Origin of the sequence: Paraburkholderia sediminicola (genome assembly GCF_046026855.1) — a bacterium.
Lineage (GTDB): Bacteria > Pseudomonadota > Gammaproteobacteria > Burkholderiales > Burkholderiaceae > Paraburkholderia > Paraburkholderia sediminicola_A.
Genome location: NZ_JAQQET010000025.1, coordinates 90,075 through 106,706, shown reverse-complemented (window position 1 = coordinate 106,706; position 16,632 = coordinate 90,075). Strand labels below are relative to the sequence as shown.

Annotated in this window: 14 protein-coding genes; 10 read left to right on the top strand and 4 right to left on the bottom strand. The window is 62.6% G+C overall.

Annotated features, from left to right (window positions below; all coding sequences use genetic code 11):
• The first annotated feature begins 320 nt into the window (after window positions 1-320).
• From PQR40_RS25740 to PQR40_RS25725, 4 genes are all read left to right on the top strand, one after another.
• A complete protein-coding gene (locus PQR40_RS25740; RefSeq protein WP_408510094.1) occupies window positions 321-1,493 on the top strand; it encodes a porin in 1,173 nt (390 codons plus the stop codon).
• Between the two features lie 100 nt (window positions 1,494-1,593).
• A complete protein-coding gene (locus tag PQR40_RS25735; protein ID WP_408484483.1) occupies window positions 1,594-2,556 on the top strand; it encodes an amidohydrolase family protein in 963 nt (320 codons plus the stop codon).
• Window positions 2,557-2,597: 41 nt separating this feature from the next.
• Entirely contained in the window at window positions 2,598-3,224 is a 627-nt protein-coding gene (locus tag PQR40_RS25730) for a flavin reductase family protein (protein WP_408336653.1), read from the top strand.
• A 24-nt stretch (window positions 3,225-3,248) separates the two neighbouring features.
• On the top strand, window positions 3,249-4,064 hold the full coding sequence (locus PQR40_RS25725; RefSeq protein WP_408336656.1) for a cupin domain-containing protein: 816 nt from the start codon (window positions 3,249-3,251) through the stop codon (window positions 4,062-4,064).
• Between the two features lie 27 nt (window positions 4,065-4,091).
• Here PQR40_RS25725 and PQR40_RS25720 read toward each other — a convergent pair whose 3' ends face one another.
• Entirely contained in the window at window positions 4,092-5,102 is a 1,011-nt protein-coding gene (locus PQR40_RS25720; RefSeq protein WP_408510093.1) for a ketopantoate reductase family protein, read from the bottom strand.
• A 157-nt stretch (window positions 5,103-5,259) separates the two neighbouring features.
• Between PQR40_RS25720 and PQR40_RS25715 the strand changes: the two genes are divergently transcribed.
• Window positions 5,260-6,132, top strand: a complete 873-nt coding sequence (locus tag PQR40_RS25715) for a fumarate hydratase (RefSeq protein WP_408510092.1) — start codon at window positions 5,260-5,262, stop codon at window positions 6,130-6,132.
• Window positions 6,132-6,743, top strand: a complete 612-nt coding sequence (locus PQR40_RS25710) for a fumarate hydratase C-terminal domain-containing protein (RefSeq protein WP_408336664.1) — start codon at window positions 6,132-6,134, stop codon at window positions 6,741-6,743. The genes PQR40_RS25715 and PQR40_RS25710 overlap by 1 nt, the downstream gene beginning before the upstream one ends.
• Here the strand turns inward: PQR40_RS25710 and zapE are convergent.
• From zapE to PQR40_RS25695, 3 genes are all read right to left on the bottom strand, one after another.
• Complete coding sequence (gene zapE / locus PQR40_RS25705; protein WP_408484477.1) at window positions 6,734-7,831, bottom strand: cell division protein ZapE; 1,098 nt, start codon at window positions 7,829-7,831, stop codon at window positions 6,734-6,736. The genes PQR40_RS25710 and zapE overlap by 10 nt on opposite strands.
• A gap of 91 nt (window positions 7,832-7,922) precedes the next feature.
• The gene (locus tag PQR40_RS25700) at window positions 7,923-10,253 is read right to left on the bottom strand and encodes a PAS domain S-box protein (protein ID WP_408224728.1); all 2,331 of its coding nucleotides are present in this window, start codon (window positions 10,251-10,253) and stop codon (window positions 7,923-7,925) included.
• A 4-nt stretch (window positions 10,254-10,257) separates the two neighbouring features.
• Window positions 10,258-10,506, bottom strand: a complete 249-nt coding sequence (locus PQR40_RS25695; RefSeq protein ID WP_408510091.1) for a hypothetical protein — start codon at window positions 10,504-10,506, stop codon at window positions 10,258-10,260.
• Window positions 10,507-11,215: 709 nt separating this feature from the next.
• On the opposite strand from PQR40_RS25695, the gene PQR40_RS25690 reads away from it, so the two are divergent.
• From PQR40_RS25690 to PQR40_RS25675, 4 genes are all read left to right on the top strand, one after another.
• The gene (locus tag PQR40_RS25690; RefSeq protein ID WP_408484503.1) at window positions 11,216-11,656 is read left to right on the top strand and encodes a response regulator; all 441 of its coding nucleotides are present in this window, start codon (window positions 11,216-11,218) and stop codon (window positions 11,654-11,656) included.
• Window positions 11,657-11,789: 133 nt separating this feature from the next.
• A complete protein-coding gene (gene glgX / locus PQR40_RS25685) occupies window positions 11,790-14,006 on the top strand; it encodes a glycogen debranching protein GlgX (protein ID WP_408392381.1) in 2,217 nt (738 codons plus the stop codon).
• 139 nt (window positions 14,007-14,145) lie between these two features.
• The gene (locus PQR40_RS25680; protein WP_408510090.1) at window positions 14,146-14,325 is read left to right on the top strand and encodes a DUF2934 domain-containing protein; all 180 of its coding nucleotides are present in this window, start codon (window positions 14,146-14,148) and stop codon (window positions 14,323-14,325) included.
• A gap of 140 nt (window positions 14,326-14,465) precedes the next feature.
• Window positions 14,466-16,619, top strand: a complete 2,154-nt coding sequence (locus tag PQR40_RS25675; protein WP_408510109.1) for a hybrid sensor histidine kinase/response regulator family protein — start codon at window positions 14,466-14,468, stop codon at window positions 16,617-16,619.
• The last annotated feature ends 13 nt before the right edge of the window (window positions 16,620-16,632 follow it).

The window sequence follows — 16,632 nt, the reverse complement described above, 5'->3', positions numbered from 1 at the left end:
GGGGCCGCCTCTGAGCGAGGTCTGGTCCATGGCGAGCAATACTACGTCCCGCCGATCCCGTCATCCAAGTGCAAATCGTAAAGATTTCGCGTGTCGGAATCCATGCTGGATGGCTGGTTTTTTTAGGACCACACGGCGTTCTGTGCTTTTCGCGGTGCGGAAAGTTGCGGAAGTGCGCTTGGCGCGCCGGGGGATCGCATGGAACCATACGAGGCGTCGAACATAGCGCCGCCGGCAGGATCGGGCGGTCGACTTCGGAGATCCGTTATGCAGCGCGAACGACAGCGCGAACGGGCCAATACATCGTGAGGAGACCCCACATGAAAAAATCGCTGTTACTGATCGCCGCTTGCGGCATCGCCCCCACGGCGCACGCGCAAAGCAGCGTGACGCTTTACGGCATTGTCGATGCCGGCTTTCGCTACAACAGCAATGCAGGCGGAAAATCCCAATTCGCCATCGCTGGCGGCAACGAGAGCGCGTCGCGCTTCGGCCTGACAGGCAGCGAAGATCTGGGCGGCGGCTATAAGGCTGTCTTCACACTGGAGAACGGCTTCACCACCACCACCGGCGCACTGCAAGGTGGACTGATGTTCGGCCGTCAGGCTTACGTCGGGCTTGGCACCCCTTACGGCACGCTCACGCTGGGCCGTCAGTACCTCACGCTGTCGAGTTATCTGGGCCCGTTCTCTTCCGGCACCGACTGGGCGGCGCGTGGCGCGGGCTGGGGATACCATCCGGCCGGCCTCGACGACGTCGACGGAACCGAGCGCGCAAACAATGCGATCAAGTACGTCAGTCCGCGCTATCGCGGAGTGCAGGTCGGCGCGACTTACAGCCTCGGCGGCATCTCGGGCAACGTGACGCAGAACGAGATGATTTCCGCAGGCGTCGATTACGACGGCGGCCCGTTCAGGTTCGCCGCGGCCTATCTGTTTGTGAAGAATCCCAACTACGCGCTGTTCGGCAACAACGCCACCAGTAGTGCGACCGGCAACAATTTCGCCAGTCCGATATTCAGCGGCTATGCGAGCGCCGCTTCGCAACAGGTGGTGGGGGCGGGCGCATCCTATACGTTCGGTTCGTTTACGGCAGGCGGCATCTATACGAATACGAAGTTCTTCAACATCGGCGGCATTGCCGTTGCGGGCGCGAAACCGCCAGCGGGCGAAGTCGGTCAGACTGCCACGTTCAATACGGGCGAAGCAAATCTGAAATATCGTCTGACACCGACGCTACTGCTCGGCGTCGCCTACACGTACACGCGTGCGAGTTCGTACAACGGCGAGAGCGGCGCGAGCTATCAGCAATGGAATCTCGGTGCGGATTACGCGCTATCGAAGCAGACCGATCTGTATTTCGTCGTGCTGCGCGAGACCGCAGGTGGCTTCGATTCGACCGGTCGCCGCGCGTTAGCCGCACTGACCTTCGCGACGCCATCCACAAGTGACGCGCAAACTGGCGTCACGTTGGGCATCCGCCATATTTTCTAGGCGGGACGCGCGCACCGCCGCCGGTCGAGCGCGACATCGCGGCTCCGGCGGTCTTGCGCACAATCCGCCTTTGCACAACCTGTACCTCATTGGAGAGAACATGCCGTTCCCGCAAGACAACACGAATGCCGCTGCCGGCCAACCCATCAAACTGTTCGACTCGCACGCGCACCTCGTGGCCGACGATCAGGCGCGTTACCCGCGCAATCCGATGAAGCGCTCGCCGAATGCGCCGCCGCGCCTGCCCGGCGTAATCGGCCTGCCCGGCGGCAAACATGGCGCGAAGCCGATCAACGAAGTGCCGGACGTGGCGCGCATGCTGCCGTGGATGGAGGAAGAGCGCGTCGAGGGCGCGGTGGCGGTGCAAAAGCGCATGGTCTATCGCTACGACAACAGCTACATCCTCGACTCGTCGGATGAGTATCCGGAGGTATTTTCTGCCGTCGTCATTCTCGACGCGGAAGACGAAGGCACGCCGGCGGTGGTGCGTTCCGCCATCGAGCAGCACGGCCTCGCGGGCGTGCGCCTGTTCGGTGGGCGCGAAGCCGACGGCACCATGCCCTGGCTGAATTCGCCGCGTGCGTTGCAAACGTGGGCCGTGGCCGACGAATACGGCATCGTGATGGATCTGGAAGTGCTGGCGATCGGTGGCGGCGGCCCGTCGGTGCCGGCCATCATCGAACTGGCGCACCGCTTCCCGAACGTGCGCGTGGTGCTCGATCACATGCTCGAGCCAGAAGTCGAAGACGACAACTACGGCTTCGATGCGCGCTTCGTGCCGCTCGCGGCCGAGCCGAACATCTTCTTCAAGTTCACGTCGATCAACCTCGACATTTATCGTGAGACCGATACGCCGGCGGATGAAGTGCTGCGCCGTGCGGTCGATATGTTCGGCGCCGACCGCATCATGTGGGGTTCGGATATCGGCACGTCGTCGGGCACGTACAAGGATATGGTGCAACGCATACTCGATGCCGCGGTGTTATTGACCGATGCCGAGCGCCACGCCGTTCTCTACGAAACGGGCAAGAAGGTGTTTGTGAAAGGCGGCGTGCGTGCTTGAGTGCAACTGAGCGCGACCCGAGTCCGCACAAGGAGATAACGATGTTTCTAGACCCGGCGGCCACGCCTGACTTCAAGCGCACGCTGTTCAACGCGATCGTCGCGCCCCGCCCGATTGGCTGGATCAGCACGATGAATGGCAAAGGGCAGGTGAATCTCGCGCCGTTCTCTCATTTCAATCTTGTTTCGACCGCACCGCCGGTGGTGATTTTTTCGTGCAATGCGCCGGACGACCGGCACGAGAAAGACACGATCGCCAATGTGCGTGAAACGGGGGAATTCGTCACCAATCTCGTGACATGGGATCTACGCGAGCCGATGAATCTGAGCTCGATGAATGCACCGTACGGCACTGACGAGTTCGAACTGGCCGGGCTCGAAAAAGCGCCGAGCGTGATGGTGAGGCCACCGCGCGTAGCAGCCTCGCCGGCCAGCATGGAGTGCCGGCTGCTGAGGATTGTCGACATCGAGCCGACGGGGCCCGGCGAAACGTTCAGCAATGTGGTGTTCGGCCGCATCGTCGGCGTGCATCTGGACGAGCGCTTCGTCGATGCGGACGGGCGCTTCGATACGGCCCGCACCGAACCGCTGACCCGTATGGACGGCAACCGCTACGCGACCGTCGGCCGTATGGACGTACTGGGCCGCCCGAGCCCGCGGCGCGACTAACCCCCAATAACGAAGGAACCCAACATGACGACTTCGATCGATACCCGCGTGCGGGAAACCGCCGTCTACGATCTCGCGCCCGGCACCGTGGCCCGCGGCCAGAACTTCTTCGTGCAATGGCTGCAAGGCGACGGCACGGCCTTCGAAGCGCGCAGCGCGCACGAAATACTGCTGCTGCTTCCCGAAGATGGCGCCGACGTGCGCGTCGGACAACGCGCCGCTCAAGCCGTGCCAGGCCGCAGCGTGTGCGTACTGCCGGCGGGTGACGTCGCCGTGCAGCCGAAGGCCGGCGGTCGCGCGGTGCTGATCGCGTCGTCGCGTGCGGATCTCGCGCCGGGCGCTGCGTGCAACGAGCACGACTACGCGTCGCCCGATGCGCGCATCGTCGGCAGCGATGCCGGTTATCGGCGCGCGCGCGGCAACGGCGAGCTGCAGGTGATCGCAATGGACGACATCCAGCCGCCGGCGGACAAGCCGCGTCTGAAGATGCTGCAATCGGACACGCTCAGCATCAACTGGGTCGAGTATCAGGACGCACGCGATCGCTCGAAACTCAGCCCGCACAGTCACGGAGATTTCGAACAGGGCTCGCTCGCGATCGACGGACATTTCGTTCATCACCTGCGCGTGCAATGGGGCGCCGATGCGAACCAGTGGCGCGACGATCAGCATCTCGAAGCCGGACCGGCTTCGATGATCACCGTCCCGGTTCATCTGATCCACACGACCGAAGGCGTCGGCGCGGGCCGTCATCTGCTGATCGATGTGTTCTCGCCGCCGCGCAAGGACTTCATCGAGAAGGGATGGGTCGCCAATTCGGCCGATTACACGCGCGGCTGAGCATTCGTGTCCGCCCTGGCCTCACCGTTAGTGCCCGCCGTAGATTCCCGCTTGCGTCGCGCGCAGGCGGGCGAGCGCAAACACGGTCTGCATGAATGGGGTGGCAAAAACGAGCCGTGCAGCGCACTCCAGCGGCGCCCCCAGAATCGCGTCGAGTTCAACGCGGCGTCCGGCCTCGAGATCCTGCAGCATCGAGGTCTTGATCGCGCCGAGCTGGCGCGTCTGGGCGATGCGTTGCGCGATATCGATGTCGAGCGCGAGACCGGCGCGCCGGCCAAGCGCGAGGCATTCCGCCATCAGGCTTTCGAAAAGAGCATGCGTGCCGGGATCGTCGAGCAGGCGGTCGGTGCTCGCCTGCGTGATCAGGCTCAGCGGATTGGCGCACACGTTGCCGAGCAACTTGAGCCACAGGTCGCGGCGGATGTCGTCGCTGGCGGTGGCAGGCAGGCCCGCGGCCGTCAGCACGTGTGCCCAGTCGCTCGCTCGCGCGCTGATACCACCGCACGGCTCGCCGATCACGATCTTGCCGCCGCTGTGGTGATGTACCACGCCGGGTGCCGGCGAACTGCACGACGCCATCACGCTGCCGCCGAGCACACGCTCGAATGCCAGCGCCCGTTCGATGCCACCGTCCGGGTCGACGCTCGCGAGGCGCAATCCTTCGAGTGGATGGCCGGGCGCAAGAAAGTACCACCACGGCAGGCCGTTTCCTACCGGCAGCACGACCGTCGCGGGGCCGATGAGCGGTGTGAGCGCAGCGGCGATGCCGGGCAGGGCGTGCGATTTCAGCGCGATCACCAGCAGATCCTGCGGACCCATGTCTGTGCTGTGCGCATGGGCGTCGACGGTCACGATACGTTCGGGTTCGCCGGGGCACGTATAGCGCAGTCCGCAAGCGTTGAGCGCATCCAGCGTCGTGCCGCGTGCGAGTATCGACACGCGATGTCCGGCGAGTGCGAGACGTGCGGCGAAATGGCCGCCGATCGCACCTGCGCCAACGATACCGATGCGTCGCGCGTGGGTGGGGAAATCGTTCATGGTGGATTTGGTTTTATCGACGGAATCGGCTCATTGTCGCTGTGCCGACCAATCTGTCGCGGAGTTTTTGTGTGCTTTTCTCCTGGCGGAATCTTCCTCGTTCTCACGACATGTGCCGGCAGTGGCCGGCTCCGCTCTATCTGAAGGAATCACGACGATGTCCATCGACAGTTCGATTCTCAAGCGCGTCACCGCGCAACTCTATGAGCGTTCGCTCAAAGCGATTCCCAACGATACGCGCGCGTTTCTGCAGCGCGCGTCGGGTGTCGAGTCAAATCCGACCGGCAAGGCCACGCTGACCATCATGCTCGAAAGCGCCGATGGCGCGCAGCGTGACGGCACGCTGGTCTGCAGCGACGTCGGCATTCCAACCTATAGCATCAAGATCGGCACACGTGTTCAGTTCAATGGACCCGTGCGTGCCGCGATCCGCGAAGGCTTTGCGGAACTGGCGGCGAACATCTCGCCGCCGATCCTCAAGATGGTCACGAACCCGCTGACCCACGAACGCAGCTACGCAGGCAAGGACATGCCGATCGTCAGTTTCGACGTAATCGACGACGCCGACTACGTGGATATCTTCTGTGCGCCGAAGGCGATGGGCACCGGTCGCTGGGAGGCCATCGAGGCGTTTGTGTATCCCACGCTCGAACAGATCGAACGCTTCGTACTCGACACGATGCTGCGCGCCGGTTCGCAGCCATGCTTGCCGCTCGTGATCGGCGTAGGCATCGGCGGCACGTTCGACTACGCGGCCCGTCTCGCGAAAGAACAGGTGCTGCGGCCGTTCGGCCAGACCAACCCGGAACCCGTTCTCGCACGCATGGAGCAGCGCCTGCTCGACGCCGTCAACGCGATGGGCTTCGGGCCGATGGGAACGGGTGGCGATACCACGGCGATGGCCGTGCATGTCGACTATGCGGCGAGCCATGGTTTCGTGCCGATCGCCGTTTGCTTCAACTGCTGGATCAACCGGCGCACGGCTGCTCGCATCCACGGCAATGGCCGCGTCGAATTCATGGAAGGTTAATGATGAGCAAAATACACGATTTGCATTTGCCGCTTACGCGCGAAAGCGTGCTCGATCTGAAGCTCGGCGACATGGTGCGGTTGTCGGGCGAGATCACCGTCAGCATCGGCTTGCCGACGCACCGCCGGCTCGCAGAGGCCGTGTCGGAAGGCTCGCCGCTGCCGGTCGATCTGCGTGACGGCGCGTTCTTTCATTTGAGCACCTACGTCGACGAGACTGTGGACGGGCCGGTGCCGCTTTATCTGAACCCGAGCACCAGCACGCGCTATAACACGTGGATGCCCACGCTGATCCGCGGGCTCGGCGTGCGGCTTGTGGGCGGCAAGGGCGGACTCGACGAAGCAAGCACTGCGGCCATGCGCGAATGCGGCTGCGTGTATCTGTCATTTCTCGGCGGTGGCGCACATCTGCTGTCGCGCTCGTTGCGCCGGGTCGTGGCGATGAACTGGACCGAATACATCTCGCAGTTCCGGCTGCTCACCCTTGAAGTCGAGCAGCTCGGACCCGCGACTGTGGCGATCGACGCCCATGGCAACAGCCTCTATGCGCAGTTGCACGAGCGCGCCTCGGCGCGCATGCCGGAGATCGTCAGTGCGCTGGGTCACCGTTGATGCGTTGCCGTAGTTTCAGCCCTGTCTGCCGTGCCGTCGAGCGTGCTGCGATAGGCCCGTGATTGCATTTCGGCGAGCCTGCTGAGCGTTCTCGACAGATCGTGCGCGCCCTCTAGTCCGCTTAACGCCGCCTCGATCGGCTGATCGGACGCAATGAACAGCGCGCATTTTCGGTCGTAGAAGATATCGACGAGCCATATGAATCGCTGCAGCGTATGGGATTTCGCAAGCCACCCGGTGTGCACCTGATCGAGAATCAGACCATGCCATTGCTCGGTCAGGTCCAGATAATCAAGGTGCGAACGGCTCGCCACGCACAGGCTTTCGAAGTCGGCCCATAGCAATGCCGCCCCCGCGGCGCGCGCGGCGAGCGGCCGGCCTGCTGCGCTGACCGTGGCGGGCTCCAGCGTCTCGTCGCCCTCGTAGCGCACAAAAATTTGCAGGAGTGCGTCGCGCGTTGCCGCATCAAGCGGCGCCAGAAAATGCGGGAGCGCCGCTTCTTCGCCGCCGAGGCGGTAATCGCGTGCGCCGTCGAAGTGAATCACGGTGAAGCAACGTTTGATCTGTTCGATCGTCGGCAGGAAACGCTCGTGAAACTCCGGGTCGGACAGCAGGGTGTCCGGTGCATAGTTCGAGGTCAGCACGACGCGCGTGCCCTGGCTGATCGCAATGTCGAGAAAGCGGCCCATCAGGAACGCATCAGCGATATCGTGTACATGAAATTCGTCGAAGCACAGTAGTTCCACGCCGTCGAGCCACTGTCTCGAGACTGACCCAAGCCGATCGTCGCCCCGTGGCTCGCTCACCAGACGCCGGTTCATCTCGCGCAGAAATTCGTGAAAATGCAGGCGCCGCTTCCGGCAGCTCGCCAACTCGAACACCGTGTCGACCACCAGACTTTTGCCGCGGCCGGGTAGGCCGTGGCAATAGACGCCCTGATGCGCAGGCGTATCGCCGGACCTGGCGCGTCGCCCGCTAGCGGTAGAGCCCGTTAACGCCACGAGCGCCGCAATCGCGTCGCGCTGAGTTGCATCGGGAACGATATCGCGCGCGGCGAGCGCACTGACTACCTGAGCTTCATCGAACATGGGATGAAGTCTCCGTCCGTGGCGAGAGGATTTCGTGCAGGACGGCGGCGAAGGCCAATGTAATATCGGTAAGCATGTTGGCCCTGAGTATTTAATCCCGTTGCCCGCTCAACACACGCTGCAATTTTCGCGGATCGACCGGCTTGGTGAAATGATGATCGAAGCCAGCCTCTTCAGCGGTTTGCTTGTCCTGCTGTTGGCCCCAGCCGGTGACGGCGATCAGCAGAATATGGGCGTCGTGATGATCCTGGCGAATGCGGCGCGCCACTTCGTAGCCGTTCAGGCGCGGCAAACCGATGTCGAGAATCACCACCTGCGGCGCGAATTCGTCGATCAGTTCCAGCCCGGCGATGCCGTCGCCTGCCGTGCGCACCTCGTGGCCTTCGAGTTCGAGCACCATGGCGAGGCTATCGGCTGCGTCCGCATTGTCGTCGACGATCACGACGCGCAAGCCCGCCGTGCGGAGTACCTCGGACGGTGCGCTATCCGACGGCACCGGCGGCGCCTTCGATAACGGCAGGCGGATTACGAATTCGCTGCCGCTGCCCGGACCGCTGCTGAACGCGGCGACCGTACCGCCATGAAGTTCGGCGAGGCCGCGCACCAGCGCGAGACCAATGCCGAGGCCGCCTTGCGAGCGCTCCAGTGCCGGCGCGAGTTGCGAGAACATTTCGAACACGCTGTCCAGATGCTCGCGCGGAATGCCGATGCCCGAATCGTGTACGACAATCACGGCTTCATCGCCTTCGCGCTCTGCCGCAAGCGAAATGCTGCCGCCGGGCGGCGTGTACTTGGCGGCGTTGTTCAGCAGGTTCAGGATCATCTGCGACAGGCGTGTGGGGTCCGCGTCGAGGTAGAGCGGCTCGCGCGGCAACGTCACGCTCAGATGATGCGCCGACGCCTGCACGGTGGGTTGCGCCGCCTCCATGGCGGACTGCATCGCGCGCGCGAGTTCGAGCCGCTGCTTGCGCAATTCGAGCTTGCCCTGCGTGATGCGCGAAACTTCCAGCAGGTCGTCGACCAGATGCGTCATGTGTTGCAATTGCCGGTCGAACACGTCGCGGGACCAGCTCAGTTGCGAGTCGGCGAATTCTTTCAGGCGCAGGATTTCGAGCACATTGCGCATTGGCGCGAGCGGATTGCGCAGCTCATGTGCGAGCGTGGCGAGAAATTCGTCCTTGCGGCGATCAGCCTTGGAGAGCTCCAGATTCAGACGCTGCAATTGCTGTTCGGCACGTCTGCGCCCGGTGATGTCGCGGCTCACGCAGACCGCGCCGTAGGTGTCGCCACGCGCGTTCGCCAATGGTTTGACGACCGTTTCACAGACCCCGCGTGTGCCGTCGCGCCGCACGAAAGTCAGTTCGCTGCGCCACGTGCCGTCGGCGGCGAGGGCGGCAAGCACTTCGCGGCGCACGCGCAACGCGTCTTCCGGTGGATGGAACATCGCAATCGGCTTGCCGAGAATTTCGCGCATGCGATAACCCAGCATGCGCTCGCCACCGGCGTTGAAATCGGTGATGTTGCCCCTCAGGTCGGTGATGACGATGGCGTCGCTCAGGTGCTCGAAAATCGCCGCCTGGCGTAGCAGCACCGTTTGCGCGTCCTTGCGCTCGGTGATGTCGGTGCCGAGGCCATAGATCGTTAGCGGCTCGCCGTGGGGGTCATAGGTGGCACGGCCGCGGCCTTCCATCCAGCACCAGTCGCCGCTTGCATGCAGGAAGCGGAATTCGGCGACGTAGTCGTCGCTGCTTGCTACTGCGAGATCGACCGCCTCGTTGAGCGCAATCAGATCGCCGGGATGAATCAGCTCGAAAAAGCCACCGGGCATTTTTGCAAACCGTCCCTCCGCGTAGCCCGCGAGCGCTTCCAGTTCGCGGCTCCACCAGAATTTGCCTGACTTCGGCTCGTGCGACCACGCACCCATGCGCGCGCCGCGCATGGCGAGGCTCAGCACGTCGCGGCTTTCCCGCAATTCTCTCTGCGCGAGTTGATGCGCGGCGACCGATGCCTCCGCGTTGCGGCGCGCAAGCAGCAACTCCTGCTCGTACTTGTGACGATCTTCGACGATCAGCACCGCCACTTCGAGGTAGCTGCTTTCGCCGTGATGGCGGCGCACGGCATTGAGCAGCATCGGCACCATGTGGCCGTCCCGATGCACCATGTTGAGTTTGATTTCGGCCACCGAATCCTGCATTTGCAGCAGTGGTACCCAGTGCGTGTCATAGAACACTTTGCCGCCAGCGGTCAGCAGATCCTGAATGTGTCTGGCCTCGGCGAGCTCTGCCGCGCTATAGCCGAGCCCGCCGCAGAAGGTGGCGTTCACGCGCAGGATCCGGCCGTCGGGGGCGGTCACGAGCAGACCGCAGGCGGCGTGCTCGAACAAGGCATCGGAGGACGGTAACGGAAGGTGCGTGCTTTGCATCGTTTTATTGGCTCATCCGCTCGAGATAAGCGCACATGGCCGCGGCGTTCGTGCCGGGCGAGCCCGGATGCGGACAATGGCCGGCGTTCTCAATGAGATGTCGCGCGCCGGCGGGCAGCATCCGTTGCATGTATTCGTGTGCGAACTGCCGCGCGCGGCAGCGCCACATGCGCCGATCGCCGCCGAAGCCGTGTGCCAACGCTATGGGCGACTTGCCGCTACTGGGTATTCTTGCGTTGTTGCGCGTGCTCATGCTCATCGTCGAGTCCTCTGGCCTGCCGGGATAAGCGGTGATTACGCCAGGTCCGGCATCTTTGGAGAATGTTACCGCAGTCTCGCTGTCAGGCCTGGGCTGTGCGGTGTCACGGAGATGTCATTTGTAGCGTTCGCATACCTGTTTCGCATCGGCGGCCCTGGCCTCGCGGCGTTCCATCAGAGGGATGTAGCGGTCTCGTGCGTCCGGTGAATATGACCTGCGGGATAACCCGCAAGCAGCACTTTTCAACGTAATACCGCATTTTTTGACAAATCTCGCGTTTGCATCCGATGCACGTTTGCGTGTTTTCCCCAACTCGCCGCGACTATATTCGTTCGTATATAACGGGCTGATGATGTCGGGGGAGCACAAAGTTATGCGCAATGCACGCAGCAAGGGCGGTATGCACGGCGGAAGTGCGTTTCATCCATCCTTCAACGCAACATCCCGTTCTTGCGACTATCTATCGCGAAGCGTCAAGACGGCATAAATCAGGAAGCGGTAGTTCATCCGCTGAGCTATGGTGGTGAGGTAACGCGTGTGGGGCGGCGCATCGGGACGCAACGTAGCGAAAACCGGAGCGAACGCCTGGCGAGCGATGAACGCTCGCTGCACGATGGGAGCGAATCTTGCGCGCATGCTCCCGGGTGCCCAAAAACGGCGCCGGCAAGAAGCCAGGGAGAATAGGGTGACGTTCAACGACAGAATGGACGAGAACGATGACGTCGTAGTCTGGCGGGCTATCCGGTATGCGATGGTGTCGCACCGTCGCGTGCTCGTGGTCGACGACTATCTGGAAGCGGCCGAAGCCTTGCAGATGCTTCTGAACGCCGACGGCTTCGAGTGCCGCGCGCTGGAAGACCCATTCGCCGTTTGCGCCATGGCCCGTGAGTGGCAGCCGTTCGCCGTTGTGCTCGACATCAAGATGCCCGGCCTGGATGGCCTTGAGCTGGCTCGCCGCCTGCGGGCCGACCCGTTGACTTCAGACATGCTGCTGGTGGCCTGTACGGCTTTTGCTTCGCGTGAGGACCGTGCGCGCGCCAAGGCCGCTGGTTTCGACGCGCATTGTGCGAAACCCTTGACTCCGGAGCGCCTCTTGCGGGTGCTCGAGTCGGCCGCCGCGTTGCATGCCATCGGGCCGCCGTAAAAACGGCGTAATGGGTGGTATGAGAGGTGCTTTGCGCCACGCGCGCAACACACGGGTCCAGAATTTGCTGAGCAGGCAAGCTTGACCATTTCAAACACGTGTGCCAATGCCCTCAGCTTCCACAGGAATTCCTATGTCATCCCAGGCCAGCTACTCGACGCGTATCGCGGAAGGCACGCCTTTCCCGCTAGGCGCGACGTGGAACGGAAGCGGCGTCAACTTCGCGCTGTTCTCAGCACACGCGACCAAGGTCGAACTCTGCCTGTTCGATGAAACCGGCGAGACGGAAATCGAACGCATCGAGCTGCCGGAGTACACCGACGAGGTCTGGCACGTGTTCGTGCCGAATCTCAAGCCGGGCGCGGTGTACGGCTTTCGGGTCCATGGTCCCTATGAACCGGAAAAAGGGCATCGTTTCAATCCGAACAAGCTCCTGCTCGATCCCTACGCCAAAGCCCATATCGGTGAGCTCAAATGGGCGCCGGAAATCTTCGGCTATACGCTCGATTCTGAAGAAGGCGACCTCTCATTCGACGAGCGCGACAGCGCGCCTTTCGTGCCGAAGTGCAAGGTGGTCGACGCGAACTTTTCGTGGAGTCATCCGGAACGCAATGCGCTGCCCTGGGATCGCGTGATCTTCTACGAAACTCATGTGCGCGGTTTTACCAAACGTCATCCTGAAGTACCGGCGCATTTGCGTGGCACCTTCGCGGGGCTCGGCCAGCAGGTCGTGCTCGATTACATTAAGGGGCTCGGCGTCACGTCGGTCGAGTTGATGCCGATTCAGACCTTCGTCAACGACAGCTATTTGCTCGACAACGGTCTCACCAACTACTGGGGTTACAACACGATCGGTTTTTTCGCGGCCGATCCGCGCTTCTTCGCGTCGTCGACCGACCCGGTCGGCGAATTCAAGGAAATGGTGGACCGTTTCCATAGTGCCAATCTCGAAGTCATTCTCGACGTGGTCTACAACCACACCGCCGAAGGCAACGAGCGCGGTCCGACGATTTCCTTCAAAGGCATCGACAACGCGTCCTATTATCGGCTGATGCCGGACGAGCCACGTTATTACATCAACGATACGGGCACAGGCAACACGCTTAATCTGTCTCATCCGCGCGTGCTGCAGATGGTGACCGACAGCCTGCGCTACTGGGTAACGGAGATGAAGGTCGACGGTTTCCGCTTCGATCTCGCCACGATTCTCGGCCGTGAAACACACGGGTTCGACGAAGGTGGCGGGTTTCTCGACAGCTGCCGGCAAGACCCGGTGCTCTCGAGCGTGCGGCTGGTTGCCGAGCCTTGGGACTGCGGCCCCGGCGGCTATCAGGTGGGCGGCTTTCCGCCCGGCTGGGCGGAGTGGAATGACCGCTTCCGCGATACCGTGCGCGAATACTGGAAGGGCGACGAAGGCAAGGTGGCCGATCTCGGGACCCGTATCACCGGTTCGGGCGACAAGTTCAATCATCGCGGGCGGCGTCCATGGGCGAGCGTCAACTTCATCGCGGCGCACGACGGCTTCACGCTCAACGATCTGGTCTCGTACAACGAGAAGCACAACGAGGCCAACGGCGAAGACAACAACGACGGTCATTCGGACAACAAATCATGGAACATGGGCGTCGAAGGCCCCACTGACGATCCGGACATCCGTCAGCAACGCGAACGCCAGAAACGCAATCTGCTGGCTACGCTGCTGCTCTCGCAAGGCACGCCGATGATTCTCGCGGGCGACGAATTCGGCCGTACACAGAAGGGGAATAACAATGCGTATTGCCAGGACAACGAAATCAGCTGGGTCGATTGGGAGCGCATCGACGACGACGGGCGCGCGCTGATCGAATTCGTCAAGAATCTGACCACGCTGCGTCATCGTCTGCCGGTACTGCGTCGCGGACGTTTTCTCACCGGCGAATACAACGAGGCGCTCGACGTAACCGACGCGCGCTGGCTTTCGCCTGACGGTACCGATCTTTCGCAGGAACAGTGGGACGATCCGTCGATGCGCTGCTTCGGGCTCGTGATCGACGGACGCGCTCAGGCGAGCGGCATTCGACGCCCCGCGTCCGATGCGACTTTGCTGCTGGTGCTGAATGCACATCACGACGTGGTCAACTTCACGCTCCCGGACATTCCCGAGGGCGATCAGTGGACTTGTCTGCTGGATACGAACATGCCGGTGCGTGCCGAATTGCCTCAATTCAGCGCTGGCGACGCGTATCAGGTAACCGGCCGTTCATTGCTGCTGTTCGCACTTGACGCGCCGAGCCGCGCGACACAACGCGTGTTCGATCGGCTGGAAGAACAACTTACCACGGACGAAAGCGAGCGCCCTGCGGGAACGTGACGAGCTTAGGGGGCCGGCGCGAGCGCTAGCCGCCAGGTATAGCGCTTGCTCGATTCCGGATAGCTGCGCCCCCGGTCCTCGACCGGGGGCGCAGCACGGCCGGCATCGGTCTTCGTCAGATCCAACCGAGGGTGAACAAATGGAACAGGAATGCATGTCTCAAGAAGAACAGATTCGCACGCGCGCCTATTACCTGTGGGAGCAGGCGACCGATCCAAAGGGCACGCCTGACGAGTACTGGGAGCAGGCCCGCGACGAGATCGAGAAGGAAGCGCCGCCGGTTGAAAGCGGCCCGGTGGCTGCACCGCCGAAGAAGTGAAAATGTTTTCACCGCTCGCCGCCCTATGGAGAACGGCGGAAGTGCGGTAAATTCCGGGAAAGGAAATAGCGCTCGAACAACGCGGGCACATTGTGCACCGCCACACCGAACCGTATTTATCTTTCATGGAGATCGTGACAGTGCAACGTGCGGAGCGTGCCGCAGTCGATTTCCCCATGCCGTCGCGTAATTTCGCGGCAACGCGGCGGGTGCTTCTGATCGTGCTCGCTGTCTCGATTGTGTTTCCCCTGGCCTGCCTCACGGGTTATGGCTATTTCGATTACCAGCGCCGGATTGCCGATTCGAACGACATGATCGACCGGCTCGCGCGCGTGATCGAGGAACAAGCCGTCAAGGTACAGGACCTCAATCAGCAGGTGGCCTCGCGCATCGTCGATCTGCTCGGCAACGACGACGACGCACAGATTCGTGCACAGGAAAGCGGATTGCACGACCGTTTGCGGCAAATCGGCGGCGACTTCCCGCAGGTCGCGTCGATTTACGTGCTTGGCGTGAACGGCGATTTGCTGGTGTCGAGCCGCGCTTATCCGGCGCCGCCCATGTCGACCGGTCAACGTGAAGACTTCACCGCGGCCAAAGCGATGCGGCCGCAGCCGTATTTTTCTTTGCCCATGTTCGGGCCGCTGTCGCAGACCAATGTGTTCAACACCGCAACCGGCCGCTCAGGCGAAAACGGACAATTTCTCGGTGTGGTGTCCGTGGCGCTGCGCACCGAGTACTTTTCGCGCTTCTATCGTGAGCTGACGAATGGCAATACGTCGGTGTCGTTGGGGCTCTACCGCCAGGATGGCAGTCTGCTGGTGCGTTATCCGGCGTGGCCCGCGGGCGCCAAACCCACCCAGGAGAGCGCGTTCACCGCGGCGTTGCGCGACAAGCAGCTATTTGGTCACATCCGTCTGATTTCCACGGTCGACGGCGTCGAACGGCTGCTGGCGTTTCGCCGCGTCGGCGACTATCCGCTCTATGTGATGAGCGCGTACGAGACCGCCGCGATCGGCGCGGCCTGGCGTCAGCACTTCATGATGATCGTGGCGATCACAGCCGTGCCCTGCGTGGCGATCTGGCTGCTGGTGTTCTTCTCATTGCGCCAGCTCGCCGGCGAACGCCGCGCGTGGGAACGCTGGCAGGGCGAAGTGGCCATGCGTCTTTCCGCGGAGGCGTCGAGCCGGCAATTACAGCGCATGGGCGCGCTCGGCAATCTCGTCGCCAACGTCGCACACGACTTCAACAATCTGCTGATGGTGGTGTCGGCCAACACCGAACTCGCACGTTTGAAGCGCTATAACAACCTTGAAAAGGAAGTGCAGGCCGTCGAGCGTGCCACCGCCACGGCGGAATCGCTGACGCGTCAGCTTCTGAGCGTGGCGAAAAAGCAGCCGCTCAAGCAGGAACCGGTCAACCTGGCTAGCTGGTTGCCGAGCGCCGCACCGCTGATCGATGCGGCGCTCGGCGACAACGTCGAAATGGCCTTGAACATGGTGGACAACGTCTGGCAGGTGCTGGCCGATCCAATCGACCTTGAATTCGCGATCATGAATCTGGCGGTCAACGCGCGTGACGCGATGCCGCGCGGCGGCCGCTTCGTGATCCGTTGCCAGAACAACCGTCTGGTGGGCAGCGACACCTTGCTGCCCGACGGCGAATACGTGCTGATCGCCTGCTCCGACGACGGCGAAGGCATGCCCGAAACGGTCGCCCGTCGCGCGTTCGAGCCGCTGTTCACCACCAAGCTGCGCGGCTCGGGCACCGGCCTCGGTCTCGCCCAGGTCCTCGCCATGTGCGAACAGGCGGGCGGCACGGCCAGAATCGACAGCGTGCCGGGCAGCGGCACAACGGTCAGACTTTATTTGCCGCGCTATCGCGAGCGGCAGCGGGCGTCGGTGCCCGAGGTGGAAACGACGTACCAACCGGCACCGGCAGCAAAGGGCGTTGTGCTTCTGGTGGAAGACAACGAAGACGTGGCGGCAGGCGTAACCGCCGTGCTGGAAACCTTTGGCTGCGAAGTCCGGCACGAACCCACCGCCGATCAGGCGCTCGACGTGCTGGCCGGCGGCGCGAAGTTCGAACTCGTGCTGTCCGACATCCAGATGCCGGGCAGGCTCAACGGCATCGACCTCGCGGAGAAGGTACGCAGCGCCTGGCCTGGGCAGAAGATCGTGCTGATGACCGGCTACGCCGACGAACTCGAACGGGCGCGCCGGCTCGGCGTAGCCATACTCGCCAAACCCTTCAATATCGACGAGTTGCACGCGCTGGTGGTTTGCGAACCGTAAGGTTCGCGCTGTC

Excerpts from the sequence above, each read along its gene's own strand:
- PQR40_RS25710 (WP_408336664.1), top strand. The coding sequence starts at position 6,132 with ATGATGAGCAAAATACACGATTTGCATTTGCCGCTTACGCGCGAAAGC.
- PQR40_RS25715 (WP_408510092.1), top strand. The coding sequence starts at position 5,260 with ATGTCCATCGACAGTTCGATTCTCAAGCGCGTCACCGCGCAACTCTAT.
- PQR40_RS25690 (WP_408484503.1), top strand. The coding sequence starts at position 11,216 with ATGGACGAGAACGATGACGTCGTAGTCTGGCGGGCTATCCGGTATGCG.
- PQR40_RS25720 (WP_408510093.1), bottom strand. The coding sequence starts at position 5,102 with ATGAACGATTTCCCCACCCACGCGCGACGCATCGGTATCGTTGGCGCA.
- PQR40_RS25730 (WP_408336653.1), top strand. The coding sequence starts at position 2,598 with ATGTTTCTAGACCCGGCGGCCACGCCTGACTTCAAGCGCACGCTGTTC.
- PQR40_RS25695 (WP_408510091.1), bottom strand. The coding sequence starts at position 10,506 with ATGAGCACGCGCAACAACGCAAGAATACCCAGTAGCGGCAAGTCGCCC.
- zapE (WP_408484477.1), bottom strand. The coding sequence starts at position 7,831 with ATGTTCGATGAAGCTCAGGTAGTCAGTGCGCTCGCCGCGCGCGATATC.
- PQR40_RS25680 (WP_408510090.1), top strand. The coding sequence starts at position 14,146 with ATGGAACAGGAATGCATGTCTCAAGAAGAACAGATTCGCACGCGCGCC.
- glgX (WP_408392381.1), top strand. The coding sequence starts at position 11,790 with ATGTCATCCCAGGCCAGCTACTCGACGCGTATCGCGGAAGGCACGCCT.
- PQR40_RS25725 (WP_408336656.1), top strand. The coding sequence starts at position 3,249 with ATGACGACTTCGATCGATACCCGCGTGCGGGAAACCGCCGTCTACGAT.
- PQR40_RS25700 (WP_408224728.1), bottom strand. The coding sequence starts at position 10,253 with ATGCAAAGCACGCACCTTCCGTTACCGTCCTCCGATGCCTTGTTCGAG.
- PQR40_RS25740 (WP_408510094.1), top strand. The coding sequence starts at position 321 with ATGAAAAAATCGCTGTTACTGATCGCCGCTTGCGGCATCGCCCCCACG.
- PQR40_RS25735 (WP_408484483.1), top strand. The coding sequence starts at position 1,594 with ATGCCGTTCCCGCAAGACAACACGAATGCCGCTGCCGGCCAACCCATC.